Below are 26,495 nucleotides of genomic sequence, written 5' to 3' on the forward strand. Positions count from 1 at the left end.
CTTTTATGTTATGACTGGTATTCCCAGCCAGTCCTCTTCATCTCTGTATAGGCAAGAAGGAATGGTCCCACTCCTTTTGCATCATCCTTAACAATGGGCTCTGACATATAGTAATCAAAGGTTCCATTTCTTCTGTCCTTACCGCCAAGTCCTGCTACAAGACAAATTCCGCCAAGGCTCATATTGCCTTTTTCCAGATTTAAGTACTTGTCACAGATACCAAGAAAGGCTTTCTTTCCGTACTGGGCGTAATCTGCTGGAAGGTATCCAAGACGTACCCCTTTTAAAATAGCATAGGAGAAAATAGCACTTCCGCTGGTCTCCAGATAATTCTTATCCATGCCGCCTAAATTTACCACCTGATACCACATGCCGCTTTCATCCTGATATTTCAGCATAGCATCAATCAGGCTTACAAATGCCTCTTTCATCCCATTCACTTCTTGAGTGTCTTGTGGGTCCGCCTTATCCATGGTATCAAGAAGTGCCATGGAATACCAGCCTAGAGCCCTCAGCCAGAAATTCTGAGAGAGACCAGTGACCTTATCACACCAGAACATCTCACGCTCTGAATCATAGGCATGGTAATAAAGACCGGTTTCTGTATCCTTCATAAATTGCTTCACATTGGAAAACTGGCTGTAAATATCATTGCAATTCTTCTTATCATGAAATCTAGTTTCATATTCCATGTAAAATGGCTGGCACATATAAAGACCGTCAAGCCATACCTGGTTTGGATAAATGTTTTTATGCCAGAAGTTCCCCTCTTTTGTTCTTGGCATCATTCCAATCTGGCTGTAAATTAAATCGATTGCTTTTCTGTATTTCTCTTTACCGGTCAAATCGTAAAGCTCAAACAAAGTTTTTCCGGCATTGATATTGTCGATGTTTAATTCCTCCACATCGTAGCCGTCAATGGTTCCGTCTTCTCTTACCCGGTGATCAATAAAAGCATCCGCGAACTCAAAATATCTGGAATTCTTTGTTATGGCATACATTTCTAAAATAGCCTTAATCATGCAGCCGTCAATGTAATTCCAACCTGACTTTTCTCCGGAAAGGAGTTTTTCAATGTTCCAGGCCGGACAGTCCGGCGTACTTTTTTCCATCAGCTCATTGATGTACATCTCAATTGCATCCACGCTCGTATTCCTCACTTTGCTATTTGTCTTGTTGGTTTAGATTCTTTTACAAGCTATTTCGGTTTCTTACCGTCTTTCTTTTTATCAGGCGGTTTTCCAGCCATACATCCTCCGGCCGTATTCCCTCTTCCATATAGGCAAGGAGCATTCTTGCCCCTTCGGTCGCTATCTGGATGGAATTGCGTTCCACCGTAGTCAGCCTTATATCAGCATAACCGGAAATATCCAAGTTGTCAAACCCTGTTAAAGAAATATCATCCGGCACCTTTAATCCCCGTTCTGAGATTGCGGTCGCTGCTCCCATAGCCATTTCATCATTAAAACATAGAATGGCTGTCAGATCATCATAAGTATCCAAAAGCCTTCCTGCCGCGAGCCTTCCGCTGTTATACCTGTAATTTCCGTACTCGACCGGAATGGATCTGGCATTGATTCCCCACCGGCCTGCCACCTGAAGAAAGCCTTCCTGTCTGAGTATGGTAGCCTCTAAATCAGGATTGCCTTCAATAACACCGATTCTTCTATGACCTTGTTCCAGAAGGTGCTCCATGGCTTTTTCCATCCCTCCCTTTTCATCCGTAACAACGGAAGGTACATCCGGGTGGACTCTTCGGCTAATAGCGACCATTGGTATTCGCTTACTACGCGCCTCTTCCACAAACTCTTCATCCCAATCCCCCTGAGACATGATTAAAAGTCCGGCAAAATTGCTTTTGTTTAGTGTTCCAGGCTCATGCATATCAATTGCTTTTACAATTACATGATAGCCGCTGCCAATGACACTATATACTCCAATTAACACATCGTGAAGGATATAAGGCGATGTAGACTTACTGATGGTGGAAAAACACAAGCCTATGTTGCGGGATGTTGATTTTTTCAACATAACAGCCGCCTGATTGGGTACATATCCCATGGATCGGGCAATCTCAAGTATTCTCTCTCTCTTTGACTCTTCCACAGCCCCACCGCCGCTTAAGGCTCTGGAAACCGTGGAGTAAGAAACGCCAGCATAAGCGGCAATATCTTTTATGGTAACTGCCATAGCTTCCCCTCCCTTTACAAATTATCATATCATTCTTTTTTACCTTTGTCATCTTCCAGAAGAATCATTTTGCAAAGGTTTGCAATCAGTAATACATTTTTATATATTATATATATTATTATTCTATTTTTTATTTTTTATATGTGCAATACTTACTATATTTAAAATAAATAAGTTTTTTACCTTTATATTATTTGCTTTTTTTAGGTAATATTCATAATATTTTTTTTCTTTTTTATTTATTTTTCATCTTTTATCTTTCCTTTGATGTGATAAGATAAGTGGAGTGTGTAAGTGCTTACACTACATATGGAATCGGTGGTACCGGTTCCCACGACTCAATGAGACGACAGAAAGAAAGTGAGGAAGTATCTATGAAAAAGAAGTTGGCTAAAGTGACAGCAATTGCTTTATCCGCAGCTATGGGCCTGTCTCTGACAGCCTGTGGTGGTTCTCAGGGCAAAGCTGATTCTAAAACAGGAACAACAGCACAGACAGAATCCAAGGCGGGAAGTGATTCCGCATCAACGGAACCCGTTGAGCTTCGCATGTCCTGGTGGGGTGGTGATGAAAGACATACTGCTACGGAAGAAGCAATTAAAAAGTTCATGGAAAAATACCCGAATATTAAGGTAACAGCAGAATACGGAGCATGGACCGGGTGGGAAGAAAAACAGTCTCTTGGAATTTTAAGCGGAGAATGTGCGGATGTCATTCAGATCGGCTCCAACTGGGTAAAGGATTACAGCAAGGGTGGAGAAACCTATTTAGACTTAAACCAGTATACTGATGTTCTTGACTTAACTCAGTTTCCTGAGGACAAATTAAAATCAAATGAGATAAACGGAAAACTTATGGCAGTTCCTATCTCCTTAACTGGACGCCTCTTCTACTGGAATAAAACAACCTTTGACGAAATTGGAGTAGCAGTTCCAACGGATGAAGCTTCTCTTTTGGCTGCAGGCGCTGCATTTAAAGCTCATGACAATGACCATTATCCTCTGGCTCTTGGAGAATATGACCGCGCTATTTTCCTCGTTTATTATCTGGAAGCAAAGTATGGCAAAGAGTGGATTGTAGACGGCAAATTAAATTACACAGAGGCTGAACTGAAAGAAGGCATGGATTTCATAAAGAAACTGGAAGACGAACATGTTATTCCTACGATTGCAACCATTAACGGTGATATGGCGGACTCCCTGGATAAGAATGCAAAATGGATTGACGGAAAATATGCTGGTCTTATGGAATGGGATTCCGGTGTTTCCAAGGTTAAAGCTGCACTTGAAGGCAGCGTCAACAAGCCAGGACAGGAATTTGTTATCGGTGAGTTCCTTAAGTTTGGTGATTTCAATGGTGGATCTACAAAGATTTCCATGGATTTTGCAGTAAAAGCATCTACCAAGCATCCAAAGGAAGCCGCTATGTTAGTAAACTTCCTGTTAAATGAGCCGGAAGGTGTTGAGACCTTATCCACTACTCGTGGTGTTCCCTGTTCAGCTGCAGCTCTTAAGGTTCTGGAAGAAAAAGGAATCGGAGATGCAATGACAAAAGAAGCAAATACAAAAGTACTGGATTATTGCAAGTTCCTTCAGGATCCTCAGTTTGACAACAGTGAATTAAAGGCTAATCCAGATGGCTTATATTACAAGGTATTTGGAAAATTAAGTGCAAAGGATATTACTCCAGAGGAAGCTGCAAAAACCTTATACGAAGGAGTGGTAACGGTTCTGGAAGAGAATTAATCTGGTATAATGATATGGAAAGGAATGGCGAACAATCATGAAGCAGTTTACAAAAAATATAGTTATTTCACAGGAGCAGGCAGGTCTAAAAAAATCTGCCGCCCCAGCAAGCCTGTACGCTTATATTCTTGATTCCATTTCTGTATGTATGGATCGTAAGCGTCCGGCAGTAATTATCTGCCCCGGCGGTGGTTACGGCCATTTATCAGACCGTGAGGGAGAGCCTGTGGCCATGCAGTTTTTAGCTATGGGATACCATGCATTTGTTCTTCATTACAGTCTGGCTCCAGACGGCTTTCCTTATCCCCAGATGGAGCTGGCTGCGGCTGTAGCCATGGTCCGTTCCCTTGCCCCGGAGTACCAGATCGACACAGAAAAAGTTGTGGTTATCGGTTTTTCTGCCGGTGGACACCTCGCTTGCAGTCTGGGAGCATTCTGGAATCAGTCATTTTTATACAGCCCTCTTGGATTAAATCCAGAGGATATTCGCCCAGATGGCCTTATTCTGGCTTATCCGGTCATATCCTCGGGCCCCTGCTGTCATTCCGGCTCTTTCCTGAATCTGTTAGGTGAAAGAGCAGAGGATGAAACCATCAGACGGCTGGTATCTTTAGAACATCAGGTAGGCCCACACACACCAAAGACATTTATCTGGCATACTTCTTCTGATGATGCGGTACCTGTAAAAAACAGTTATCTGCTGGCAGACGCTTTGACAGATCACGGGGTAAATGTGGAAATGCACATCTATCCCACCGGCTGCCATGGCTTATCCCTTGCAAATCAGGAGGTCTCAGGAGAGGATGGCAAACACATCGTACCTCAGTGTCAAAACTGGATTTCTCTGGCTCATACTTGGATGGAACATCTATAACGGTTCGAAGAGTATGTCACAAAAATGATGCAGATATAGCAAAAATACGCCTTAAATCGGATCATGATACCACAACCGATTCAAGGCGTATTTCTATTCTGATGTAAAAGTCCTTTTTCATCAGTTCTTTTATGTTTAACTTTGTTATATTCTTGACAGAAAACACCTTGAAAGCATTTAAGCCTTCTGTATTTTCTTATGTTCTCCTTATCTCACCAGCATCTTACTGATCTGATACTGATCTTCCGGAATATCCTTTGTCATAGCAAGCGCTTCCTGGATATCAAAGTCAACATATTCTCCATGCTTATAGCCTACCACACGGTTGCTCTTTCCTTCACAAAGAAGCTCTACCGCTCTGGCTCCCATGATGGAAGCGTAAACACGGTCTTTACAGGTAGGCGCTCCGCCTCTTTGCATATGACCAAGAATGGTAGCTCTTGTCTCAATTCCGGTAGCGGCTTCAATTCTTCTTGCCATAGAAGAAGAATGACCGATGCCCTCTGCATTGATAATAATGTGATGCTTCTTTCCGCGCTTTCTGTTTTCGATAATCCGGTTGATTAAAGACTGTTCATCTCCATCATACCGCTCTGGTAGAAGGATATCCTCGGCTCCGTTTGCAAAACCGCACCAAAGGGCAATGTATCCTGCATTACGGCCCATAACCTCGATGATGCTGCAGCGCTCATGAGAAGTAGAGGTATCACGTACCTTATCAATGGCTTCCATCGCCGTATTCACAGCTGTGTCAAAGCCAATGGTATAATCCGTGCAAGCAATATCCAAATCAATGGTTCCCGGAAGTCCAATGGTATTAATTCCAAGTGCAGACAGCTTACCCGCTCCACGGAAGGATCCGTCTCCGCCGATTACCACAATGCCGTCAATGTTATTCTTCCGGCAGATTTCGGCGCCTTTTTTCTGCCCTTCGGCAGTGGTAAACTCCTGACATCTGGCTGTATAAAGAATCGTTCCTCCGCGATGGATGATATCAGACACACTGGTGCTGTCCATATCCACGATTTCTTCCTGCAGAAGGCCCGCGTATCCCCTCATGATTCCCTTTACCTTTAATCCTTTATGGATTGCAGTCCTGACAACAGCGCGAATTGCAGCATTCATACCTGGTGCATCGCCGCCGCTGGTTAAGACGCCAATGGTTTTCACTTGATTTGCCATAGTAACTTCCTCCTGATTTATGGATACTAATATTGTTTTTCAATACGTACACGTTGTATTCTAATTCATTTTGCCAATCTTTTCAAGTTTTTTTTCCACAACTTTGACATTTTTTTCACCAAGTTTCTTGGCTAAATGACGAATCAGCTCTTCATCGGCGTTGACATTGCGATTGCTAGGAAGAACCTTTTTTGCCCGTTCTTTTTCCAGATAGATGATAACAGAATCACTACCTTCTGATTCCTTTAATTCTTCTAAAAGCTCCCGTTCACTGCCTGCATAAGCGTCTTTGTCCGGGAATTTAAGCCAAAGCTCCTTAGGAAGAACGGAAAAGGGAATTACCCGCTCGCAGACCAGTTTTCCTACAGGATCATCACCAATGGATACTCTTCCCTGGATAAATACTTTGGATTCTTCTATAAAAACGTCACGTTTGCTTTCATAATCCTTGGGAAACACGATTACTTCCACAGAACCAAGCAGATCTTCCAGAGTAATAAAAGCCATCATTTTGTTGTTTCTTGTAGTTTTTACTGTTTTCCCGGTAATCATTCCTCCGATGGTCACATAAGAACCGTCCTGCACCTTTGCGGCTCCGATTTCCTCATCTACAATAAAGTCATTGGTGACCGCAGTGATATTGTTTCTCCAGGTCTCCTCATAGGCTTCCATGGGATGACCGCTTAAGTAAATGCCAAGGGTCTCCTTTTCAAATGCCAGGATATCCTCTTTGATAAACTCTCCCACATCCGGAAACGTAATCTGGTAGTGAGTCTTTTCCTCTTCTCCTGCAAAATCAAAAAGAGTCATCTGGCCTTCCATGGTATTTTTACGATCCTTGCTCCTTTGATCTAAAAGCTCCGGAGCAATCAAAAGCTTCTGCTTTCTCGTCCCTGGAAGGGTATCAAGGGCTCCTGATTTAATGAAGTTTTCCAGGGTCCGCTTGTTGACTTCCTTGTTGCTCATCCGGTCGATAAAATCTTCCATGTCATGAAACACCCCATTTTGCTGGCGTTCCTGAACAATAAGTTCCACCACGGATCTTCCCACACTCTTGATGGCAGAAAGGCCGTAACGAATGGATCCTCCTGACACAGAAAATCCGCTTTCTCCCTCATTAATATCAGGGGGAAGAATCTGAATGCCCATCTGTCTGCAGTTTAAAATATATTCCGATACCTTTGTTACATTATCCATAACAGAAGTCAGTAAAGCTGCCATAAACTCCTGAGGATAATAGTACTTTAAATAAGCTGTCTGATAGGAAACCACTGCATAAGCGGCCGCATGAGACTTGTTAAAGGCATACTTGGCAAAATCGATCATCTCATCGTAGATGCGGTTCGCCACCTTTTCATCTATGCCATTGGCAATACAACCGGTAACTCCTTCCTCCGGATTACCATAAACAAAGTTCTGGCGCTCCTTTTCCATGACGTATGTCTTCTTCTTTGACATGGCTCTGCGGACAAGATCGCTTCGGCCCATGGTGTAACCAGCCAGATCCCGCACGATCTGCATAACCTGCTCCTGATAAACAATACAGCCGTGTGTCGGCCTTAAGATAGGTTCGAGCTGAGGACAGTCAAAGGTGATCGACGCCCTGTCATTCTTCCCTTTTAAGTATTTGGGGATAAAGTCCATAGGACCTGGACGATACAGGGAGATTCCGGCTATAATGTCCTCCAGGCTTTCTGGCTTTAACTCTTTCATAAAGCTTTTCATACCAGAACTCTCCAGCTGGAACACGCCTTCGTCTTTTCCGGTACCAATGGAATTTAAAACAGCCTTATCATCATAATTAATAAGGTCCATATCAATGATAATATCCCTGTTTTTCTCCACTTCTGCGACTGCCTTCTGGATAACGGTCAGGGTACGAAGTCCCAGGAAATCCATCTTTAACAGTCCCAGTTCTTCCAACGTTGTCATGGTAAACTGAGTCGTGATGGTTCCGTCCGCAGCTCTTGATAAGGGGACGTATTCATCCACTGAATTCTTACTGATTACTACTCCTGCCGCATGCATAGAGGTATGCCTTGGCAATCCCTCCAGACGCATAGACATATCAATTAAGTATTTGACCTCTGAGTCCTCATTGTAGGCACTACGAAGGTCAGGGCTTTGTTTTAGGGCCTTCTCAAGGGTCATGCCAAGATCACCCGGGATCATCTTTGCAATGGCGTCACAGCGGGCATAAGGCATATCAAGCACTCTTCCAACGTCACGGACCACACCCTTTGCTGCCAGAGTACCAAAGGTCACGATCTGAACCACCTGATCCTTTCCGTACTTCTCCACCACATAATCGATGACTTCCTGCCGCCGTTCGAAGCAGAAGTCAATATCGATATCCGGCATGGATACTCGTTCCGGGTTCAGGAAACGTTCAAACAGAAGGTTATAGCGTATGGGATCAATATTGGTGATGCCCAGACAGTAGGATACAATACTGCCGGCGGCAGACCCTCTTCCTGGCCCCACCATAATGTCCTGGGATCTGGCATAATGGATAAAGTCCCAAACGATTAAGAAGTAATCCACGTAACCCATGGAGTGGATGACATCCAGCTCATAATCAAGCCTCTCCTTTAAGGTTCCGTCATCCTCCGGATAATGCTGTTTAAAACCATCGGTACACAGTTTATTTAAATAAGACCAGGAATCAAACCCTTCCGGCACCTCATATTTAGGAAGCTTGGTCACACCAAACTCGATATCTACGTTACAGCGGTCTGCGATTTTCTGAGTGTTGTCAATCGCCTGAGTGGCAAAAGAAAACAAGGTTCTCATCTCTTCCTCAGACTTGCAATAATACTGGCCCCCCTCATAGCGCATCCGGTTCTCATCTGCAACCTTTTTCCCCGTCTGAATGCATAAGAGGATGTCGTGTGGCGCCTCATCTTCTGCATAGGTATAATGGATATCATTGGTCGCCACCAGGTCAATCCCGAGTTCCTGACTCATGCGGACCAGTCCCTGATTGACGGTCTGCTGGGCCGGTATTCCATGGTCCTGAAGCTCTAAAAAGAAGTTTCCCTTTCCAAATATCTCCTGATAATGAAGGGCTGCCGCCTTTCCCTGATCGTAAAGACCACGGCTTATGTACCGCTGGACCTCGCCTGCCAGACATGCACTAAGAGCTATGATTCCTTCGTGATACTTCTCTAAAATCTCATAATCCACTCTTGGTTTATAATAAAATCCATCCACAAATCCCTTGGAAACAATCTTCATCAGGTTTTGATACCCTTGGTTGTTTTCCGCAAGAAGTACCAGATGGTAGTATCTGTCTTCTCCGCTGTTTACCTCCCGGTCAAATCTTGAACCGGAGGTCACATATACCTCGCACCCAATAATGGGCTTGATTTCCGCTTCTTTGGCTGCTCTGTAAAAATCGATCACACCATACATGACACCATGGTCTGTGATCGCTACACTGTCCATACCAAGTTCCTTGACTCTGTGCACAAGCTCTTTGATTTTACTGGAACCATCCAAAAGACTGTATTCTGTATGGACGTGTAAATGCGTAAATGCCATCTGTCGTATCTCCTTCTTTCCTTATTTCTTCTATTATAGCACAAAGGGAGTCGCCCTGAAACATCTTATCCCAACTTTTCAAAAACAACAAGAGGCGGAGCTTCCATACCGTTCTATGGAAATCTCCGCCTTATCATCTACCTATTATTTCAGAATCACTCATGATTGCTTAAATATTTCTCAATCTCGGTAACAGCCTGTTCCTCATCCGTACCTTCCGCTGTGACCGTAATCTGTTCCCCAGCCGCAAGACCAAGGGTCATCATCCCCATAATGCTCTTTGCATTGACTCTTTTGGATTCGATCTCAACATAGATGTTGCTGTCATACTGACTTGCAACCTGAACTAACATAGCTACCGGTCTGGCTTCTAAGCCTGATGCGAGTTCCACGGTGACTGTTCTTCTTACCATAATTATCCTCCTCATTCCTATGAACGAATCTATTCCATTCTGCTGCCCATACCTGCGGTGCGCAGACGCCCTGCCAGATCACAAAGTTTTCTCAGCCGGTGATTCACTCCTGATTTTCCCACTGGTGGGTCAAGCGCTTCTCCAAGCTCCTTTAAGGTAGCTTCCGGTCTTTCAAGTCTCTCTCTGGCAATCTCCCTTAAATTGTCGGGGAGATTATCAAGTCCTATTGTATCTTTGATATACTCTATATCTTCTATCTGCTTAACCGCAGCGGATACCGTTTTGTTAATGTTGGCAGTTTCGCAGTTTACCTGACGGTTTACGCTGTTACGCATGTCCTTTAAAATCCTGATATTTTCAAGCTCCATTAGGGTAACCGGGGCTTCCATCACATTTAAGATATCTACGATCTGGTTTCCCTCTTTGATATAGACCACGTAATAACGCTTTCTTTTTACAATTTTTGCTTCAAGGCCAAAGGTGGCAATAATATTCTTTAACTGCTCTGCTTTCTCTTCTGTTGCACAAACGATTTCAAAATGATAGAATTTCTCAGGATCGCTAATGGAACCTGAGGATAAAAAAGCTCCTCTGATAAATGCTCTTCTACAGCAGGACTGCTGGATGACTACATTCTGTACTACATTTAAGTTTTCCCCAACTTCTCCGTTTTCATCAAGAAGCTTTACTGCATGCAAAACCCTAAGGGCATCCTCATGCTCCCGGATTGTAACGGTATACGTCCGGTTCTTATTCAAGTAAGCGTTTCTTCTAATAGAAACATCAGTACTTATATTAAATGTTTTTTTCAATAATGTAAAGTACTTTCTTGCAACTGCTACATTTTCCGTATGAATTTTAATGGTGTATCTGTCTTCTTCGGATATGATTATTTTCCCGCAAAGACTGATAATAGCGGCCATCTCCGCAATCTGACAATGCCTTGCCGGACTGATCTGCCGGGAAAGCTCTTCTTTTAACTTGGAAGAAAATGACATGTCTAGCCCATCCTTTTCCGTATACTATCCTTATCAATATCTCTGTGCTCTATCTTAAGCCCGAATTCCTCACTGGGCTTAAGCCTGTCATAGACTGCTTTTGCAATGGTTACGGAACGGTGCTTGCCTCCGGTACAGCCAATGGCTATTACCAGCTGGTTTTTCCCTTCCTGCACATAATTGGGAATGAGAAAGTCCAGCATATCATATAGCTTGTCCAAAAACAAGTCAGCGGTTCCATGTTGCATGACATAGTCCCGCACGATCTTTTCTTCTCCGGTTTTGTGCCGAAGGTCTTCCACATAATAAGGATTTGGGAGAAATCTCACATCAAACACCAGGTCTGCATCAGAAGGAATCCCATATTTAAAACCAAAGGAAAGCAGAGTAATGTATAGATTCCGGTACGATTCATGGTTAACAAAAATCTTCTCCAGTTCCTGTCTCAATTCTTTTGTAAGAAGCTTGCTGGTATCTATAATATAATCTGCCTCTTCCTTTAAGAACGCCAGCTTTCCCCGCTCTTTTATGATACCACTGTCAATCCGACCACCTGCTGCCAGAGGGTGCGCCCTTCTGGTCTCCTTATACCGCTTGATGAGTGTCTCATCACCAGCATCCAGGAAAAGGATCTCAAAGGGCACCCGGTTTCTGGACCATTCATCAAAAATCCGATTCAGTACCGACAGATCTTCTCCGCTTCGGATATCAATTCCAAGAGCAGCATTGGGTATGCCGTCCGGATTGTTAAGGGTCAGTTCTGCGAACTTTTCAATCAGAGGGATGGGAAGATTATCCACGCAGTAAAACCCCATGTCTTCCAACATCTTTAACGCCTGCGTCTTGCCTGCTCCAGACATGCCAGTTATTATTACAAGCCTCACGTTGTTCTCCTTTGCACTGTTAGAACTTACCCAGCGTCTTTACTTCCATCTCAAGCTCTACTCCGGATTTTTTTCTTACCCGTTCCTTTACTTCCTCACAAAGTGCCTTAATATCCGCCGCAGTGGCATGATCTTTATTGATCACAAAACCGCAATGCTTATCTGATACCTGTGCACCACCCAGGGTAAATCCCCTCAGTCCTGCATCTTCAATCAGCTTACCTGCAAAATAACCTTCCGGTCTTTTAAAGGTACTGCCTGCACTGGGATATTCCAAAGGCTGTTTTTCTTTTCTTCTTCCGGCAAGTTCATCCATCCTGCTCTTAATAGAAACCGGATCTCCCTCCTTTAACCGGATTTTGGCATCCAGTACCACGTATTGCATTGGTATGATGCAGCTGGTTCGATATCCAAGATTCAGCTCTGGAGCTGGAATTTCTTTTACTTCGCCCTCAGGAGTCAATACCCTGACAGAGCGCAGCACCTCTTTCATCTCAGAACCATATGCACCGGCATTCATTACAACCGCTCCTCCCAGTGTACCCGGGATGCCTGCTGCAAATTCAAACCCTGTTAAGGATGCCTTATAAGCCTCCTGGGCAATCCGGGCTAAAGAAAGTCCGGCACCAGCCTGAACAATCCCTGTTTCCCGGTCCACTTCACAGCCTGCAAAGCCGTCCATGGATATCACAACTCCGTCAAACCCTTCATCTCCCACCAGAAGATTGCTTCCATTTCCCAGAATGAAATAAGGAACCTCTTCTTCCCGGCATACACGCAGAACACCAGAAAGCTCCTTTTCGTCGGTTGGAGTTACAAAGCAGGCAGCAGGTCCGCCTACCTTGAAGGATGTATGCTTTCGCATCTCTTCCCCTACTTTTATATGGTTTTTATCGGCTGCACCAAGAAGTTTTTCATAAATATCAGTCATCAGACACCTCAATCATCCTGTTTTCTTGACAGGTTTGCCTGGACGCGGTTATATAATTCCTGAGCCGCGTTGTACCCCATCTTCTTTTGTCTGTAATTAACAGCCGCTGATTCAACGATAATGGCCAGGTTACGTCCTGGACGTACTGGAATGGAATGACACACCACCCGGTTTCCTAAAAATTCCGTATACTGGTCTTCAATCCCCAGTCTGTCATATTCTTTATCTTTATCCCAGTCTTCTAATTTAATTACCATATCAATGGCCTGGGTATCTTTTACGCTTTCCACACCGAACAGGGTCTTTACATCAATGATTCCAATTCCCCTTAATTCGATAAAATGCTTTGTAATTTCCGGAGCTCTTCCGATCAGGGTCGCATCACTTACCTTACGAATCTCCACAACATCATCGGTCACCAGACGATGTCCTCGTTTGATCAGTTCCAGAGCTGCTTCGCTTTTTCCGATACCGCTCTCTCCCATGATAAGCACGCCTTCACCAAAAACATCCACTAAAACACCGTGAATGCTGATGCAGGGAGCCAGCTTAACTTTTAACCAGCGGATAATCTCTGCCATTAAGTCAGATGTGGTCTTATCTGAAACAAGGCAGGGAACGCCGTAATGGTTGCAAAGAGCCAGGATATCCTCATCAGGAACCTGGCTGCGGCTGTATACCAGGCACGGAATCTGACAGGCTAAAAGCTTATCGTACATCTCAAGCTTTCTCTCTCTGCCCATCTGATTGATATATTCCTGCTCCACATAGCCGATGATCTGCACTCTTTCATTATCAAAATGATCAAAAAATCCAGTAAGCTGCAGTGCCGGACGATTGACATCAGGATGGCTTAATACAATTTTATCCGCATCAATCTCCGGAGTCATATTCCTAAGACTCATCTTTTCGATCAAATCCGTAATCGCTACTCCATGCATGGCGAAACGCTCCTTTTTCCATCTGTTTTTTTCATACTAACACAGATTCCGTATTTTGAAAAGCTTATAATGGTCAATGAAAAAAATCATAAACGCTCTTAGCCGCTCTGGCGTTCATGCCCGGAACTTTTAAAAGTTCCTCCATGGAAGCTTCTTTTATAGGCTCCAGCCCTTTAAATTCACGCATAAGCGCTTTTCTGCGGTTTGGCCCAATTCCTTCAATATCATCAAGGATGGACTTCACCTGTCCCTTGCTTCTTAAGCTTCTATGGTATTCAATTGCAAACCGATGGGCTTCATCCTGGACTCTTGTTATCAGCTTAAAGCCTTCAGAATGCCGGTCAATGGGAATCTCCACATTGTTATAGTAAAGTCCCCTGGTACGATGGTTATCATCCTTTACCATACCGCAGACGGGAATTGCAAGCCCCAGATCCTGAATAACCTGAAGCGCAATATTTACCTGCCCCCGGCCGCCATCCATCATAATGAGATCCGGAAAACGGGTGAAGCTTCCAAACTCTTCATCCACGCCCTTTTCCTTTAGCTCCTCTGCTTCCTTTAATCCATGGGAAAACCTTCTGGTCAGCACCTCATGCATGGAGGCATAGTCATTGGCTCCCTTTACCCATTTTATTTTAAACTTTCGATAATCATTACGCTTTGGTTTGCCATTTTCGTAGACTATCATAGAGCCTACTGACTCGAAACCGCTGATATTTGAAATGTCGAACGCTTCAATTCTCCTGACTTCCGTAAGCCCAAGCCAATTGCCCACTTCGTTCATGGCTCCAATGGTACGCAGCTCTTCCCGTTTGATCTTTTCCTTATCCTGAGATAAAACAAGGGCAGCGTTCTTCTCCGCCAGCTCCACCAGACGTTCCTTCTGGCCCTTTCTTGGAACCATGATTTTCACCTTCTGGCCTCGCTTGGCAGACAGCCATTCTTCGATTACCGTATCATCCTCAAGTGCAGTCTGTACCCACAGCTCCTTGGGAACAAAGGGCGTTCCTGCATAGAACTGCTTTACAAAGCCAGTCAGAATCTGCTGGTTATCCTCAGCTGCTCCAATATTTACATGAAAATGCTCCCGGCCGATCAGCCTGCCTTCCCGAACAAAAAATACCTGAACAACGGCATCCTTTTCATCCTTAGCCATGGCAATGATATCCCGGTCTTCCATACCGCTGTCCGTAATCTTCTGCTTTTGGGCGATCTGCTTTACGCTGTTTAACAAATCCCTGAATTCAATGGCCTTTTCATAATCCATCTCTTCTGAGGCAGCCTGCATCTTCTCCTCTAACATGGTAATGACCGGACTGTATTTCCCGCCCAGAAATTCCAGGGCCTGACTAATAGACTTTCCGTAATCTTCCTTGTTAATATAGCCCTGGCACGGAGCCTGACACTGCTTAATATGGTAATTTAAGCATGGCCGTTCCTTGCCGATATCTCTGGGCAGATTCCGGTTGCAGGTTCGTATCTGATATAGCTTATGAATCAGCTCTATGGTATCCTTCACAGCTCCAGCGCTGGTGTAGGGACCAAAATACTTGCATTTGTCCTTTTTCATCTCTCTGGAGAACAAGACACGGGGAAAGTCCTCGTTTACCGTAACTTTAATATAAGGATAGGTTTTATCATCCTTAAGCATGGTATTATAGCGAGGACGGTGCTCCTTGATCAAGTTGCATTCCAATACAAGAGCTTCCAATTCCGAGTCTGTTATAATGTATTCAAACCGGGCGATCCTCGACACCATCTGTTCGATTTTTGCCGTCTTGTTTCTGCTGCTTTGGAAATACTGCCTGACCCTGTTTTTTAAGCTGATTGCTTTTCCTACATAGATAATTTCGTCCCTCCTGTCATGCATGATATACACTCCAGGCTGGGACGGCAGTTTTTTTAATTCTTCTTCTATATTAAATTCGATGTGGTCCATGAAAACGAATCACCTCAATCTTGATCCATCGTACTTATTTTGCAGTTCCAGATGCCGTTTAATTGCGTAATACTTCTCTTCCGGCTCAGAATCCAGCCGTCCAATCTCCAGTATTTCACAAATAGCAAGAAGCTCTTCCGGTGAAAATTCATCCTTTCTGTCGAAAAGAACCTCCAGTTTCTCATGATACGTCCTTGCGTCAAGAAAAGCAAGAAGATTTTTATTGGTTCCCCTTAAATCTTCCGAATGACTCTCTGCGGGAGCCTCCTCCTGGGGGACTGTTTCCGGAGCTGCTTCTATGTTTATCTTCTCAAACCGGTATTTTTGCTTTACTTCTGGATACTTCTCATGATCCACCTCACTGACAAACATATCAAAAGGGCGGACATATACCTGATAGGTACCGTAAAGTGCCTGATATACCACCATCTTTTCCCTTGTTTCCGAGTGAGTGGCTACCGATACGATCTGATACATCTTATCTTTAAAATGTCTGTAAAAATCTCCTGGCCTGGGTTCTTTTTCCATGGCTTTCCTCACTTCCTAATTCCTGGAACCACCTGTGGTTACAATCACAACATTTGGTTTTTTCCTGACGTTCGTTTTTTTATCTTCAGAGCTTTCAGACGTGGGCTCTTCCTCAGCCACCTTTCCCTCCAGGCTTTCATAAGCCTTACTGGTCTCCGCCTGGGAGGCACTGGCAGACGGCCTTAAGCGCTCCAGCTCTTTTTGTTCTTTTTCCCCTTCTTCTTTGGTAAGAAGTCCTTCCCAGGTATAGCGGTTGGAGGCACTCCAAAGAATCCACTCATCATATCCGGCATCGTAGACCGCCTGAATCTGAGCTCTTACCTCCTTGGGTCCATAAGGAATATAATGATCCAGATATGAGGCAGTAAAGTCCTGAAGCCAGGGTCTTACCACTGCCTGCTTTCTGCCCTCTTTCCTATTTTCCAGAAGCTCCTTTTTGGAAAGCTCCAAAGCTGCCAGAACGGTATTGTAGGGCTCTGTATCTGGATGATCAATATTAAAGTTTCCATCGCTGTAGTGGGATGGATAAATCATAGGGCAGATGTAGTCCAGATGCTCTGCCATGTCATAATAAACTTGTCCCACTCGCTGCGCATCCACATTGCTTCCAATAATAGTGCCAAATACATCAGCCGAAACATAAATATCATGAGCAGAAAGCTTTTTGTATGCGTATTCTATAAATTCCGTAATGACATCTGTCTTTGAGCGGCCCCTTGTATCCTTCTCGTCAAACACCACCTGATTCATGGAGCTGTCTGTTGCAAAACGGATATAATCAAACTGAACCTCATCAAAGCCAGCCACCGACGCCTGGGTCCCAACTTCCACAAGGTAATCCCAGACCTCCTGGCGATAGGGATTGACCCAGGGAAGTCCTTTGTTGTCCCGGTGAAGGCTTCCGTCCTGATTTTTCAATCCCCATTCCGGTTTCTTTTCTGCCAAATAAGGATCGCGGAAAGCCACGACCCTGGCTATGGTATAAAGCCCTCTGGATTTCAGTTCTTTCATCAGGGCATCCATATCCTTGATGCATCGATCCTCAGCACCGATTTCCTGTACCGTGGGAGCCCCGTCCATGGCAAAGGTAATACGCCCATCATCATTTTTCACATCAATGACAACCGTATTGATCTCAGTTCCCTTAATCTTATCAAGGATTGCCTCCATGCCTTCGGAGCCTGCCATATAGCCGGAGATGTAGATTCCCCTCACCTTTACCGGCTTCTTCCCAGGCTGGGCCGAAACCTTAACGGCACTCTCTTCCACTTCTTTCCTGGAGGATTCTGTTTCCTCTGATTCGGTAACCTTTTTGTATCTGCTGCATCCGGATGCCACTAACGAGCACACAATTACTGCCAAAAGCCATCTTTTCATAATACTCTGTTCACTTTCTCTATGGTTTAAGGTGTTGTATTGTAATAATTATTTAACATTTTACCACAAATTGTAAAATTTACCAGTTAAAATGTTATATATGCCGGATGCAGTCGTTTTTAATATCCGTTTATTTCGTATGCCGTATATTCGTAGTCCCTTTCATAACCAAGCTTTTGGGCCAGGGCAACAGAGCCTGGATTCTGGGCGTCCCAGCTTGGGTAAAGTCCTCTTTTTAAACATTCCAAAATCAGTTTTGCTCCGCAGGCAAGGGCAGATCCCCGCCGCCTGTAGTCTGATCTTGTATCGATTTCTATTTCAATGCCACCAGGATAGGCCGAATAAGATGATGCTCCCGCAATCACCTGACCGTCTAAAAGCACGGCAACTCCAAGCCCCATTTTCTCGTATTCCTCATAGGTTTCAAAAAGGGAGCATAAATCTCTGGACCAGCTTTCCGCTAAAATCTTATGATACAGATTCCGGTTAATCATCTCCATGGTAAATGGCTCAGACAGATTATTTACAATGCTTTCTAAATATTCTTTATTAAATCCGCGGCCATGCTTTTTAATGGCGTACCTAGTCACTTTTTTCGCCTGGTTCTTCCAGACCTCTTCGATCTTAGCCGCCCATGCTTCATCTCTTGGAACCATGATGATAAAATCAGATTCTCTTCCCTCTGGCTTATTGCGGATCAGCTCCTCCAGGGGTTCTCCTGAAAAAAAGCAGAAATCTCCCAGGACGATCTGAGCGGATTTTGGTGGTTCACCATCATCTGCATAGGCTCTTCCCATAACACCACCCAGACAGGACCATATCATGGTTTCTTCCCAGCCAGCAAAGAGCTCTTCTATCAAAGAAGTATCTTTTAATTCAATAATTCCCAATCTTTTTCACTCCTTCTATGGGTTTCCATGGTAGCAGAAGCAGGAAAGCTGGTGATCATTAACCACACCAACTGCCTGGAGGTAGGAATAAATGGTCACTGAGCCGACAAAGCCCATGCCTCTCTTTTTTAAATCCTTGGAAAGGCTGTCAGATAACGGGGTCTTCACTGGGAAATTATCATCCTGGTTCACAATGATTTTCCCATCGGTAAAGCCCCATAAGTATTTGGAAAAGGAACCAAATTCCTTTTGAATCTCAATAAATATACGTGCGTTCTTAATGGCTGCTTCCATCTTCTTACTGTTTCTTATAAGTCCCTGATTCTGCATCAGCTCTTCCAGCTTCTCTTCACCGTAGGAAGCCACCTTTTCCACATCAAAGTTGTCAAAGGCCTCCCGGAATTCCTCCCGCTTCCTTAATATGGTAATCCAGGAGAGGCCAGCCTGAAATGTCTCTAAAAGAAACATTTCATAAAGCTTTTTATCGTCGTATACCGGAACTCCCCATTCTTCGTCATGGTATTTTACATAGACCGGTGATTTTTCATCCACCCAAAAACATCTTGTTTTCTCCATTATCTGGCTAGCACCTCCGGGCCGTCTTCTGTAATTAAAATGGTGTACTCCCACTGGGCAGAAAGGCTGCCATCCTGGGTATAAATCGTCCAGCCATCCTTGCTGTCTTGCACCACATCTGCTTTACCGGCATTGACCATAGGCTCAACGGTAAAGATCATGCCCGGAACAAGCAGCATATCGGTTCCCCGCGTACCAATGTGGCTGACCCATGGCTCTTCATGGAAATCAACACCTACGCCATGGCCTCCGATTTCTCTTACCACAGTATATCCATTGGCATATACGTATTCGGAAACAGCGGCTCCAACGTCTCCCAAATGTCCCCAGGCCCTGCATTCCTTAAGGCCAAGGTCCAGGCTTTCCTTTGCAACACGTACAAGTTTTTCTGCCTCTGGAGATACCTTGCCGATGCAGTACATTCTGGAAGCATCTGCGTAGTACCCGTTTACAATGGTAGTTACATCTACATTGATAATATCCCCTTCCTTAATGATGCGCTTCGGACTGGGAATTCCATGGCATACCACATCGTTAATAGAGGTACATACACTCTTTGGATATCCTTCAAAATTAAGGGGGGCTGGAATACCTCCCAGGCGAATGGTATTTTCATGAACCAGGGTATTGATATCCTGTGTCGTCATTCCTGCCTTTATATTCTCACTGACAATGTCAAGAATCTGATTGTTTATAACGCCAGCATGACGGATGCCCTCAATCTGGGCCGGTGTTTTTATCATATGGTGCTCCGGAACCTCATCACCCATCACTGCATAATTTTCTAATCTTTGGTCAAAAGCCAGATGGCAGTTTTTATATTTCTTACCACTGCCGCACCAGCATGCGTCGTTTCTTCCTGTTTTAAGCATTTCGTACCTCCTTCTTACTACACCGTTTTAACATGTTTAGCCAGGAATGTAAAGTGTTTCGCTCAAATAAAGAAACAAGAGAAAATCTCATGGCTTTTACATCCTTTCTATGATACAATTTATTGATATTAAAGGCAAAGAGTTTATGAAGGCTCAAAACAGGAAACACAATGGAGGAACAAATGAAATTTGGATTTGACAACAACAAGTATTTAAACATGCAGTCAGAGCATATCAAGGAGCGGATCGGTCAATTTGGGGACAAGCTTTATCTGGAGTTCGGTGGCAAGCTGTTTGACGATTATCACGCTTCCAGGGTACTGCCGGGATTTGAGCCTGACAGCAAACTCCGCATGCTGATGCAGCTTTCTGACCAGGCAGAAATTGTTATCGCTATCAGTGCAGCCGATATCGAAAAGAATAAGATCCGTCACGATCTTGGCATCACTTATGATGTGGATGTATTCCGCCTCATTCAGTCCTTTACGGATAAGGGACTCTATGTAGGAAGTGTAGTCATCACCCAGTATTCCGGACAGAAGTCTGCTGATGTATTTAAAAGCAAGCTGGAAACCATGGGAATCCGTGTATACCGCCATTACATCATTGACGGTTATCCAAGCAATATTCCTTTCATTGTCAGCGATGAAGGCTATGGAAGAAATGATTATATAGAAACAACAAAACCTCTTGTCATCATCACAGCACCCGGACCAGGAAGCGGAAAGATGGCTACCTGCTTATCCCAGCTTTATCATGAAAATAAAAGAGGGATCAAAGCTGGCTACGCGAAGTTTGAGACCTTCCCCGTTTGGAACCTTCCATTAAAGCATCCGGTGAACCTTGCCTACGAGGCAGCTACCGCTGATTTAAATGATGTTAACATGATTGACCCATTCCATCTGGAAGCGTACGGCACCACCTCCGTTAATTACAACCGTGATGTGGAGGTTTTTCCTGTATTAAGTGCTATCTTTGAAGAAATCTATGGAGAATGCCCCTATAAATCACCTACGGACATGGGTGTGAATATGGCTGGTTTTTGTATTATAGATGATGAGATCTGCAGAGAAGCTTCCATGCAGGAAATTATAAGAAGATATTATCAGGCGCTCTTAAGACTGGCTAAGGATACTGGCTCCAAGGATGAAGTCTATAAGATCGAGCTTATATTAAAGCAGGCAAAAATCACAACTGACAAGCGTCCGGTGGTTAAGGCTGCCAATGAACGGGCAGAAGCAATGGGCTCTCCCTGTGCGGCCTTACAGCTGGAAGACGGAAGAGTTATCACAGGAAAGACCACCAACCTTCTTGGTTCCTCTGCTGCTCTTTTACTTAACGCAGTCAAGGCATTAGGAGATATCCCTCACGATGTACATCTAATCGCTCCTTCCGCCATTGAGCCTATCCAGAAATTAAAAACTTATTATCTGGGAAGCAAAAATCCAAGACTGCATACAGACGAGGTCTTAATTGCCTTATCAACCTGTGCCGCCACAGACCCCAATGCACAAATTGCACTGGAGCAGCTGCCTAAATTAAAGGGATGCGAGGCTCATACTTCAGTCATTCTTTCTGATGTGGATATGAAAACCTTTAAAAAATTGGGAGTTCATCTGACCTGCGAGCCGCTTTACGAAGAAAAGAAAATTTATCATTAAGCCAGGTCTTACCATTTCAGCCCAGGCAAAGAATAGAAAAAATGCGTCTTGAAATTCAGACGCATTTTTGTACTTCTATCACGATTTTATATCAACCGATGCAACAGGACTATCCTCTTGACTTACCTGCTCTTCCACAAGACCTTTCACCTTGGTCCGATCCATCAAAAGAGCAGCAGCAAGTTCTCCATAAAGAAGCTCCTGAGCCATATTAAAATAGAAATCATCCTTTGCCGTACTCTTCTTTCCTTCTGCCAAACGCTTCTGTTTCTTTAAATAGAGCGTCTTAATAATCTGCATCCAGCCAGTACCTTCATTTCTCTGCATGATCTCCTTGTATTTGCCTTCTCTTTGTCTGTCATCTACCACCCAAATGGTTTCTATGTCTGGAATCTGGTCAATCAGTTCCAATGCCTCTTCTTTGGTAACAGCAGGTCTTATGGCTGCTTTTTTATTGTCTACCGGTGTATAAACCGCGCTGTGCTGCTCCTCGTAAAGCGGCTTTAGCGTATAATAAAGCCGGTCTTCCTGGGCCGCAGACATAGCAAGACTTCCAATGGCGTTCACCTTGCAAATACCATGGGTACCATACATAACCAGATCGTTTACCTGAAACATAATGCATTCCTCCTGACTGAAAAACAACACAATATTGCCAATGTTACAACTACTCTCCTATAAGTATAACACTTTACACCATGTTTTGTCAGTATTTTTTTGTTTTTTAGTCATTTTCGTGAAATATTACCAGATACAACCCTTGTATTATTTGTGCAATTTAAGTAATTATCCCATAAAAATCACCCTAAATATCCAAACATTACCAAAATGTCAGATATTTAGGGTGCTTTTTATGGTCAGTCTTTTTTAGCTGCCAGCTTAACTGCTGCACTTGCACCTACCCGGCTGCATCCAGCTTCAATATAAGCCCTTAAATCTTCCAGAGTGCGCACTCCGCCTGCTGCCTTGATTTTTACCTCTGGCCCGATGTGCTCTTTAAACAGCTGGATATCAGAAAGAGTCGCACCAGCAGTTCCAAATCCGGTAGAGGTCTTAATATAATCAGCTTTTGCAGCAGTTACTGCTTTGCACATGGCGATCTTCTCTTCTTCTGTGAGATAACAGGTCTCAATAATGACCTTTAAGATCTTGTCTCCTGTTTCCTGCTTTAACAAACGAATTTCTTCTTCTACTTTTTCATAATCTCCGTTTTTCACGTCAGCGAGATTGATTACCATATCCACTTCATTGGCTCCGTCTTCAATGGCTTTCTTGGTCTCAAGAACCTTTGACTCTGTAACACTGTAGCCAAGTGGAAACCCTACTACCGTGCATATATTCAGATTTGGAAATTCCTTATGAACTCTGCTGATATAACAGGGTGGAATGCATACAGAAGCAGTTTTATATTCCAAAGCCTCCTGACAAAGCACCTTAATCTCATCCCAGGTTGCAACCGCCTTTAATACGGTATGGTCTACATAGCTTAACATTTCTAAATCAGTCATTTGTTTGATTTCCTTTCTATTATACAAGACGCTCTGCGCCTGCTTTTGTAACTCTTGCATAGATGAGAGGCTCTGTGGCCGGCTTTTCATCACTGATGGTGACTGCACTTATAAATTCCTCTACGGAAGCCAAAAACAGCTCTTCCTTAGAAGTATAGAGCACTGCCATAACTTCTCCCTCCGCTACGCTTTGGCCCACCTTCTTTTTAAGAGCAATTCCGGCAGCAAAATCAATTTCACTCTCCTTCGTGATTCTGCCAGCTCCAAGCATGGAAGATGCAATGCCGCAACGCTCCGTATCCATATGAGTGATGTAGCCACCTTTTGGCGCTTTTACCTCCAGCTTAAAGGGAGCCTTTTGAAACAGAGAAGTATCTTTTATTACGGAAGAATCACCCCCCTGTGCTTCCACCATGGCAATCAGGCGCTTTAGTGCACTTCCATCAGCTATGGTCTTTTCTGCCATGGCCCTGCATGCGGAAAGATCACCTTTTCCTGCCAGAAAGAGCATGCCGGAAGCAAGCTGTAAGCATACCTCTGTCAAATCCTCCGGGCCATCTCCTTTTAAGGTATCCACTGCCTCTATGACCTCCAGGCTGTTGCCGATGAGACTTCCAAGAGGAATATCCATATTGGTGATCAGCGCCATGGTTTTCTTCCCTGCGTGTTCCCCAATAGCCACCATCTTTTCAGCCAGGGTAATGGAATCATCAAGGGTTTTCATAAATGCTCCACTGCCTGTCTTTACATCGAGAAGAATGCAGTCACTTCCTGCTGCCAGCTTTTTGCTCATGATGGAGGCTGCAATGAGGGGTATGCTGTCTACCGTGGCAGTCACGTCCCGAAGGGCGTAAAGCTTTTTATCGGCGGGTGCCAGATTGCCGGACTGCCCGATGACAGAAAGTCCTGTGTTGTTTACCACCTGAAAAAATTCTTCTTCCGTAAGGGTCGTACGCATCCCGGGTATGGACTCCATCTTATCAACCGTTCCACCGGTATGTCCAAGACCCCGTCCAGACATCTTTGCAACCTTGACTCCGCAAGCCGCCACAATAGGTGCCACCACCAGGGTGGTCTTGTCTCCAACACCGCCTGTGGAATGTTTATCCACCTTTATGCCTTCAATGGGAGATAAATCCACCATATCACCGGAGTGAGCCACTTCACTGGTCAAAGTGGCTGTCTCCTTATCATTCATTCCATTGAGATAAATGGCCATCAGCATTGCTGACATCTGATAATCAGGAATCTCCCCCTTTACATAGCCATCTATCATAAAACGGATTTCCTCTTCACTGAGAGTTTCTCCGTTTCTCTTTTTTGCAATTACATCATACATCCTCATGGTTTCCCTGTCCCCTCATTCACTGGATTTTAAATTATCATTTGTAAATCCCATCGGAAGTATTTCCTTTAAGGTATAGACCGAGGTCTTTTCTCCTGCTCCCAGGATAATTTGAAATTCATCAGGATCGCAAAACTCTGCCATGACCTGCCTGCAAACTCCGCAGGGAGCACAAAAATCTCCTTCTTTCCCTTTTTTATTGCCTACGATGGCAATGGCCTCAAATTCTGTAACGCCTTCTGAGACCGCCTTAAAAAATGCCGTCCGCTCTGCGCAGTTGGTAGGGGAGAAGGAGGCATTCTCGATGTTACAGCCTCTGTAGACCGTTCCGTTCTTTGCCAGAAGAGCCGCTCCCACACAAAAGTCCGAATACGGTACATATGCATTTCTTTGCGCCTCATAGGCCTCTGCCACCAACCTGTTTTTCGTTGCTTCCTCAAGCTTCATGGGCACCTCCTGTTATTTTGCTACCTCATCTAAAAAGCTCTTGCCTGCGATGTCACCCTTTACTCCAAATAAATCAAGAACCGTAGCAGCTATGTCTGCAAAGGTATCTCTTGTGCCAATGGAAACGCCTGCTTTGATTCCCTCTCCATAGATGAGCATTGGTGTGTATTCTCTGGAATGGTCGGTACTTGGAGTTCCAGGGTCACAGCCATGGTCAGCGGTTATGATAAGGACATCATCTGCTCTCATGCCTTTCATGAATTCACCTAACTGCACATCGAAATCCGTAGCAGCCTGAGCATAGCCCTTTACATCGTTTCTATGGCCGTATACCATATCAAAATCCACCAGATTCACAAAGCATATGCCATTAAAGTCATCCTTTTGCGCTTCCAGTGTCTTAATCATGCCATCAGTATTATTCACAATAGAAGTTGTTTTATCAATTCCTTTTCCTGCAAAGATATCGTATATCTTTCCAATTCCAATGGTATCAAAGCCAGCCTCTTTCAGGCAGTCCAGCATGGTAGTCTTAGGCGGAAGAAGGGAAAAATCATGACGGTGAGGGGTCCGTTTAAAATCAGGGTAAGTCCCGTCAAATGGTCTGGCAATTACCCGGCCAAGGCTGTGCTTTCCAGTCAGTAACTCTCTTGCAATCTTACAATAGCGGTAAAGCTCCTCAAGAGGCACCACTTCTTCATGAGCAGCAATCTGGAACACGCTGTCTGCCGAAGTATAAACAATCAAATCCCCAGTCTCTACATGCTCTTTTCCGAAATCTCTGATGACATCGGTTCCGGAGTAAGGCTTATTACAGAGAATTCCTCTGCCCGTCTGCTTCTTAAATTCAGAAAGGATTTCCTCTGGAAATCCGTTGGGATAGGTGGGAAGAGGCTCTTCGGATATAATTCCGGCAATTTCCCAATGGCCTATGGTGGTGTCCTTTCCCTGGGACTTTTCTGTCATGCGTCCGAAGGAACCCACAGGCATCTCTTCTTTTTCTCCTGCTGTTACGCCATCTATGTTGAACATTCCCAGTTTTTTCAAATTAGGGGTGTAATACTCGTCTGCTTTTGCAATGCTTCCTAAGGTATTGCTTCCTTCGTCATGAAATTTCGCAGCATCTGGTGCTTCTCCAATCCCAAAGCTGTCTAATACAATTAAAAATACTCTTTTTGTCTCTGACATATTCATACCTCCTGTTACGAAAAGGGATTGCTCTGCAATCCCTTCGACATTTCGTCAAATTTTTTCAAATCTTTCCACATCTGTTACAAATATAGTAGCGCCGCCCAGTTCAACCGTGGTCGGCATCATCATAAAACCAGAGGATACGGATGCCAGGTTGGGAGCCGGTACATTATATGTTATCTTCTGGCGTTTCCCACAGGTGTCTTTAATCAGATTAATGACCACTTCTACCTGCTCGTCTTCTGTACCTATCATCAAAGTCGTATTTCCCTTTTTTAAGAAGCCGCCTGTAGTGGCAAGTTTTGTCACGCTGTACTGGTGTTCATTCAGTGCATCGGTCACCCGGTTTCCATCATCGGAGCTAACGATAGCATAAATTATCTTCATATCTACCACCTCACTTTTCATTTGGCAAAACTGCATTTATTAGATGGTTCTATTATAAAGCATAATCAGG

24 protein-coding genes are annotated in these 26,495 nt (G+C 44.2%); 3 read left to right on the top strand and 21 right to left on the bottom strand.

Features of this window, described 5'->3' with window-relative positions; all coding sequences use genetic code 11:
• Positions 1–8: 8 nt before the first annotated feature.
• Positions 9–1,145, bottom strand: coding sequence for a glycoside hydrolase family 88/105 protein (locus tag OW255_RS14780; protein ID WP_024838419.1), 1,137 nt, complete (start codon positions 1,143–1,145; stop codon positions 9–11).
• A gap of 46 nt (positions 1,146–1,191) precedes the next feature.
• The gene (locus OW255_RS14785) at positions 1,192–2,190 is read right to left on the bottom strand and encodes a LacI family DNA-binding transcriptional regulator (protein WP_268114490.1); all 999 of its coding nucleotides are present in this window, start codon (positions 2,188–2,190) and stop codon (positions 1,192–1,194) included.
• Between the two features lie 374 nt (positions 2,191–2,564).
• On the opposite strand from OW255_RS14785, the gene OW255_RS14790 reads away from it, so the two are divergent.
• Entirely contained in the window at positions 2,565–3,935 is a 1,371-nt protein-coding gene (locus OW255_RS14790; RefSeq protein WP_024838421.1) for an ABC transporter substrate-binding protein, read from the top strand.
• A 37-nt stretch (positions 3,936–3,972) separates the two neighbouring features.
• Positions 3,973–4,809: an alpha/beta hydrolase gene (locus OW255_RS14795; protein WP_268114491.1), complete on the top strand. Its 837-nt coding sequence runs from the start codon at positions 3,973–3,975 to the stop codon at positions 4,807–4,809.
• 207 nt (positions 4,810–5,016) lie between these two features.
• On the opposite strand, the gene pfkA is transcribed toward OW255_RS14795, so the two are convergent.
• The 13 genes from pfkA to OW255_RS14860 all read right to left on the bottom strand — a co-directional run bounded on the left by pfkA (position 5,017) and on the right by OW255_RS14860 (position 19,886).
• Entirely contained in the window at positions 5,017–5,991 is a 975-nt protein-coding gene (gene pfkA, locus OW255_RS14800) for a 6-phosphofructokinase (protein WP_024838423.1), read from the bottom strand.
• A gap of 60 nt (positions 5,992–6,051) precedes the next feature.
• A complete protein-coding gene (locus OW255_RS14805) occupies positions 6,052–9,534 on the bottom strand; it encodes a DNA polymerase III subunit alpha (protein ID WP_268114492.1) in 3,483 nt (1,160 codons plus the stop codon).
• A 155-nt stretch (positions 9,535–9,689) separates the two neighbouring features.
• Positions 9,690–9,947 (bottom strand): HPr family phosphocarrier protein, encoded by a 258-nt coding sequence (locus OW255_RS14810; protein ID WP_024838425.1) that lies wholly within the window; start codon positions 9,945–9,947, stop codon positions 9,690–9,692.
• A 29-nt stretch (positions 9,948–9,976) separates the two neighbouring features.
• Positions 9,977–10,945, bottom strand: coding sequence for a DNA-binding protein WhiA (gene whiA / locus OW255_RS14815; protein WP_024838426.1), 969 nt, complete (start codon positions 10,943–10,945; stop codon positions 9,977–9,979).
• Positions 10,946–10,947: 2 nt separating this feature from the next.
• On the bottom strand, positions 10,948–11,829 hold the full coding sequence (gene rapZ, locus OW255_RS14820; RefSeq protein ID WP_024838427.1) for an RNase adapter RapZ: 882 nt from the start codon (positions 11,827–11,829) through the stop codon (positions 10,948–10,950).
• A 19-nt stretch (positions 11,830–11,848) separates the two neighbouring features.
• Positions 11,849–12,760, bottom strand: coding sequence for a UDP-N-acetylmuramate dehydrogenase (murB, locus tag OW255_RS14825; protein WP_268114493.1), 912 nt, complete (start codon positions 12,758–12,760; stop codon positions 11,849–11,851).
• An 8-nt stretch (positions 12,761–12,768) separates the two neighbouring features.
• On the bottom strand, positions 12,769–13,701 hold the full coding sequence (gene hprK / locus OW255_RS14830; RefSeq protein ID WP_024838429.1) for an HPr(Ser) kinase/phosphatase: 933 nt from the start codon (positions 13,699–13,701) through the stop codon (positions 12,769–12,771).
• Positions 13,702–13,774: 73 nt separating this feature from the next.
• Entirely contained in the window at positions 13,775–15,643 is a 1,869-nt protein-coding gene (uvrC, locus tag OW255_RS14835; protein WP_268114494.1) for an excinuclease ABC subunit UvrC, read from the bottom strand.
• A gap of 9 nt (positions 15,644–15,652) precedes the next feature.
• Positions 15,653–16,171: a DUF1653 domain-containing protein gene (locus tag OW255_RS14840; RefSeq protein ID WP_268114495.1), complete on the bottom strand. Its 519-nt coding sequence runs from the start codon at positions 16,169–16,171 to the stop codon at positions 15,653–15,655.
• A gap of 15 nt (positions 16,172–16,186) precedes the next feature.
• A complete protein-coding gene (locus OW255_RS14845) occupies positions 16,187–17,548 on the bottom strand; it encodes a putative glycoside hydrolase (protein WP_268114496.1) in 1,362 nt (453 codons plus the stop codon).
• A gap of 119 nt (positions 17,549–17,667) precedes the next feature.
• Entirely contained in the window at positions 17,668–18,438 is a 771-nt protein-coding gene (locus OW255_RS14850) for a GNAT family N-acetyltransferase (RefSeq protein ID WP_268114497.1), read from the bottom strand.
• A 15-nt stretch (positions 18,439–18,453) separates the two neighbouring features.
• The gene (locus OW255_RS14855; RefSeq protein ID WP_268114498.1) at positions 18,454–19,014 is read right to left on the bottom strand and encodes a DNA-3-methyladenine glycosylase I; all 561 of its coding nucleotides are present in this window, start codon (positions 19,012–19,014) and stop codon (positions 18,454–18,456) included.
• Positions 19,014–19,886, bottom strand: a complete 873-nt coding sequence (locus tag OW255_RS14860) for a methionyl aminopeptidase (protein ID WP_268114499.1) — start codon at positions 19,884–19,886, stop codon at positions 19,014–19,016. The genes OW255_RS14855 and OW255_RS14860 overlap by 1 nt, the downstream gene beginning before the upstream one ends.
• Before the next feature lie 182 nt (positions 19,887–20,068).
• On the opposite strand from OW255_RS14860, the gene OW255_RS14865 reads away from it, so the two are divergent.
• Entirely contained in the window at positions 20,069–21,547 is a 1,479-nt protein-coding gene (locus OW255_RS14865; protein ID WP_024838436.1) for a DUF1846 domain-containing protein, read from the top strand.
• A gap of 78 nt (positions 21,548–21,625) precedes the next feature.
• On the opposite strand, the gene OW255_RS14870 is transcribed toward OW255_RS14865, so the two are convergent.
• The 6 genes from OW255_RS14870 to OW255_RS14895 all read right to left on the bottom strand — a co-directional run bounded on the left by OW255_RS14870 (position 21,626) and on the right by OW255_RS14895 (position 26,425).
• Positions 21,626–22,165, bottom strand: coding sequence for a CarD family transcriptional regulator (locus OW255_RS14870; protein WP_268114500.1), 540 nt, complete (start codon positions 22,163–22,165; stop codon positions 21,626–21,628).
• A 239-nt stretch (positions 22,166–22,404) separates the two neighbouring features.
• On the bottom strand, positions 22,405–23,055 hold the full coding sequence (deoC, locus tag OW255_RS14875; protein WP_024838438.1) for a deoxyribose-phosphate aldolase: 651 nt from the start codon (positions 23,053–23,055) through the stop codon (positions 22,405–22,407).
• Between the two features lie 19 nt (positions 23,056–23,074).
• Positions 23,075–24,400: a pyrimidine-nucleoside phosphorylase gene (locus OW255_RS14880; protein WP_024838439.1), complete on the bottom strand. Its 1,326-nt coding sequence runs from the start codon at positions 24,398–24,400 to the stop codon at positions 23,075–23,077.
• A gap of 15 nt (positions 24,401–24,415) precedes the next feature.
• The gene (locus tag OW255_RS14885; RefSeq protein ID WP_268114501.1) at positions 24,416–24,847 is read right to left on the bottom strand and encodes a cytidine deaminase; all 432 of its coding nucleotides are present in this window, start codon (positions 24,845–24,847) and stop codon (positions 24,416–24,418) included.
• Between the two features lie 12 nt (positions 24,848–24,859).
• Positions 24,860–26,035: a phosphopentomutase gene (locus tag OW255_RS14890; protein ID WP_268114502.1), complete on the bottom strand. Its 1,176-nt coding sequence runs from the start codon at positions 26,033–26,035 to the stop codon at positions 24,860–24,862.
• A gap of 54 nt (positions 26,036–26,089) precedes the next feature.
• On the bottom strand, positions 26,090–26,425 hold the full coding sequence (locus OW255_RS14895; protein ID WP_026891808.1) for a cyclic-di-AMP receptor: 336 nt from the start codon (positions 26,423–26,425) through the stop codon (positions 26,090–26,092).
• Positions 26,426–26,495 lie beyond the last annotated feature (70 nt).

The organism is Lacrimispora xylanolytica, from assembly GCF_026723765.1.
Taxonomy (GTDB): Bacteria; Bacillota; Clostridia; order Lachnospirales; family Lachnospiraceae; genus Lacrimispora; species Lacrimispora xylanolytica.

Bases quoted from the DNA above. Each gene is read 5' to 3' on its own strand.
- OW255_RS14840 (WP_268114495.1), bottom strand. From the start codon at position 16,171: ATGGAAAAAGAACCCAGGCCAGGAGATTTTTACAGACATTTTAAAGAT.
- OW255_RS14895 (WP_026891808.1), bottom strand. From the start codon at position 26,425: ATGAAGATAATTTATGCTATCGTTAGCTCCGATGATGGAAACCGGGTG.
- whiA (WP_024838426.1), bottom strand. From the start codon at position 10,945: ATGTCATTTTCTTCCAAGTTAAAAGAAGAGCTTTCCCGGCAGATCAGT.
- OW255_RS14790 (WP_024838421.1), top strand. From the start codon at position 2,565: ATGAAAAAGAAGTTGGCTAAAGTGACAGCAATTGCTTTATCCGCAGCT.
- OW255_RS14890 (WP_268114502.1), bottom strand. From the start codon at position 26,035: ATGTCAGAGACAAAAAGAGTATTTTTAATTGTATTAGACAGCTTTGGG.
- hprK (WP_024838429.1), bottom strand. From the start codon at position 13,701: ATGCATGGAGTAGCGATTACGGATTTGATCGAAAAGATGAGTCTTAGG.
- murB (WP_268114493.1), bottom strand. From the start codon at position 12,760: ATGACTGATATTTATGAAAAACTTCTTGGTGCAGCCGATAAAAACCAT.
- OW255_RS14860 (WP_268114499.1), bottom strand. From the start codon at position 19,886: ATGCTTAAAACAGGAAGAAACGACGCATGCTGGTGCGGCAGTGGTAAG.
- OW255_RS14865 (WP_024838436.1), top strand. From the start codon at position 20,069: ATGAAATTTGGATTTGACAACAACAAGTATTTAAACATGCAGTCAGAG.
- OW255_RS14845 (WP_268114496.1), bottom strand. From the start codon at position 17,548: ATGAAAAGATGGCTTTTGGCAGTAATTGTGTGCTCGTTAGTGGCATCC.
- OW255_RS14880 (WP_024838439.1), bottom strand. From the start codon at position 24,400: ATGAGGATGTATGATGTAATTGCAAAAAAGAGAAACGGAGAAACTCTC.
- OW255_RS14870 (WP_268114500.1), bottom strand. From the start codon at position 22,165: ATGTTTCAGGTAAACGATCTGGTTATGTATGGTACCCATGGTATTTGC.
- pfkA (WP_024838423.1), bottom strand. From the start codon at position 5,991: ATGGCAAATCAAGTGAAAACCATTGGCGTCTTAACCAGCGGCGGCGAT.
- OW255_RS14785 (WP_268114490.1), bottom strand. From the start codon at position 2,190: ATGGCAGTTACCATAAAAGATATTGCCGCTTATGCTGGCGTTTCTTAC.
- OW255_RS14885 (WP_268114501.1), bottom strand. From the start codon at position 24,847: ATGAAGCTTGAGGAAGCAACGAAAAACAGGTTGGTGGCAGAGGCCTAT.
- OW255_RS14805 (WP_268114492.1), bottom strand. From the start codon at position 9,534: ATGGCATTTACGCATTTACACGTCCATACAGAATACAGTCTTTTGGAT.
- OW255_RS14855 (WP_268114498.1), bottom strand. From the start codon at position 19,014: ATGGAGAAAACAAGATGTTTTTGGGTGGATGAAAAATCACCGGTCTAT.
- OW255_RS14795 (WP_268114491.1), top strand. From the start codon at position 3,973: ATGAAGCAGTTTACAAAAAATATAGTTATTTCACAGGAGCAGGCAGGT.
- uvrC (WP_268114494.1), bottom strand. From the start codon at position 15,643: ATGGACCACATCGAATTTAATATAGAAGAAGAATTAAAAAAACTGCCG.
- OW255_RS14810 (WP_024838425.1), bottom strand. From the start codon at position 9,947: ATGGTAAGAAGAACAGTCACCGTGGAACTCGCATCAGGCTTAGAAGCC.
- deoC (WP_024838438.1), bottom strand. From the start codon at position 23,055: ATGACTGATTTAGAAATGTTAAGCTATGTAGACCATACCGTATTAAAG.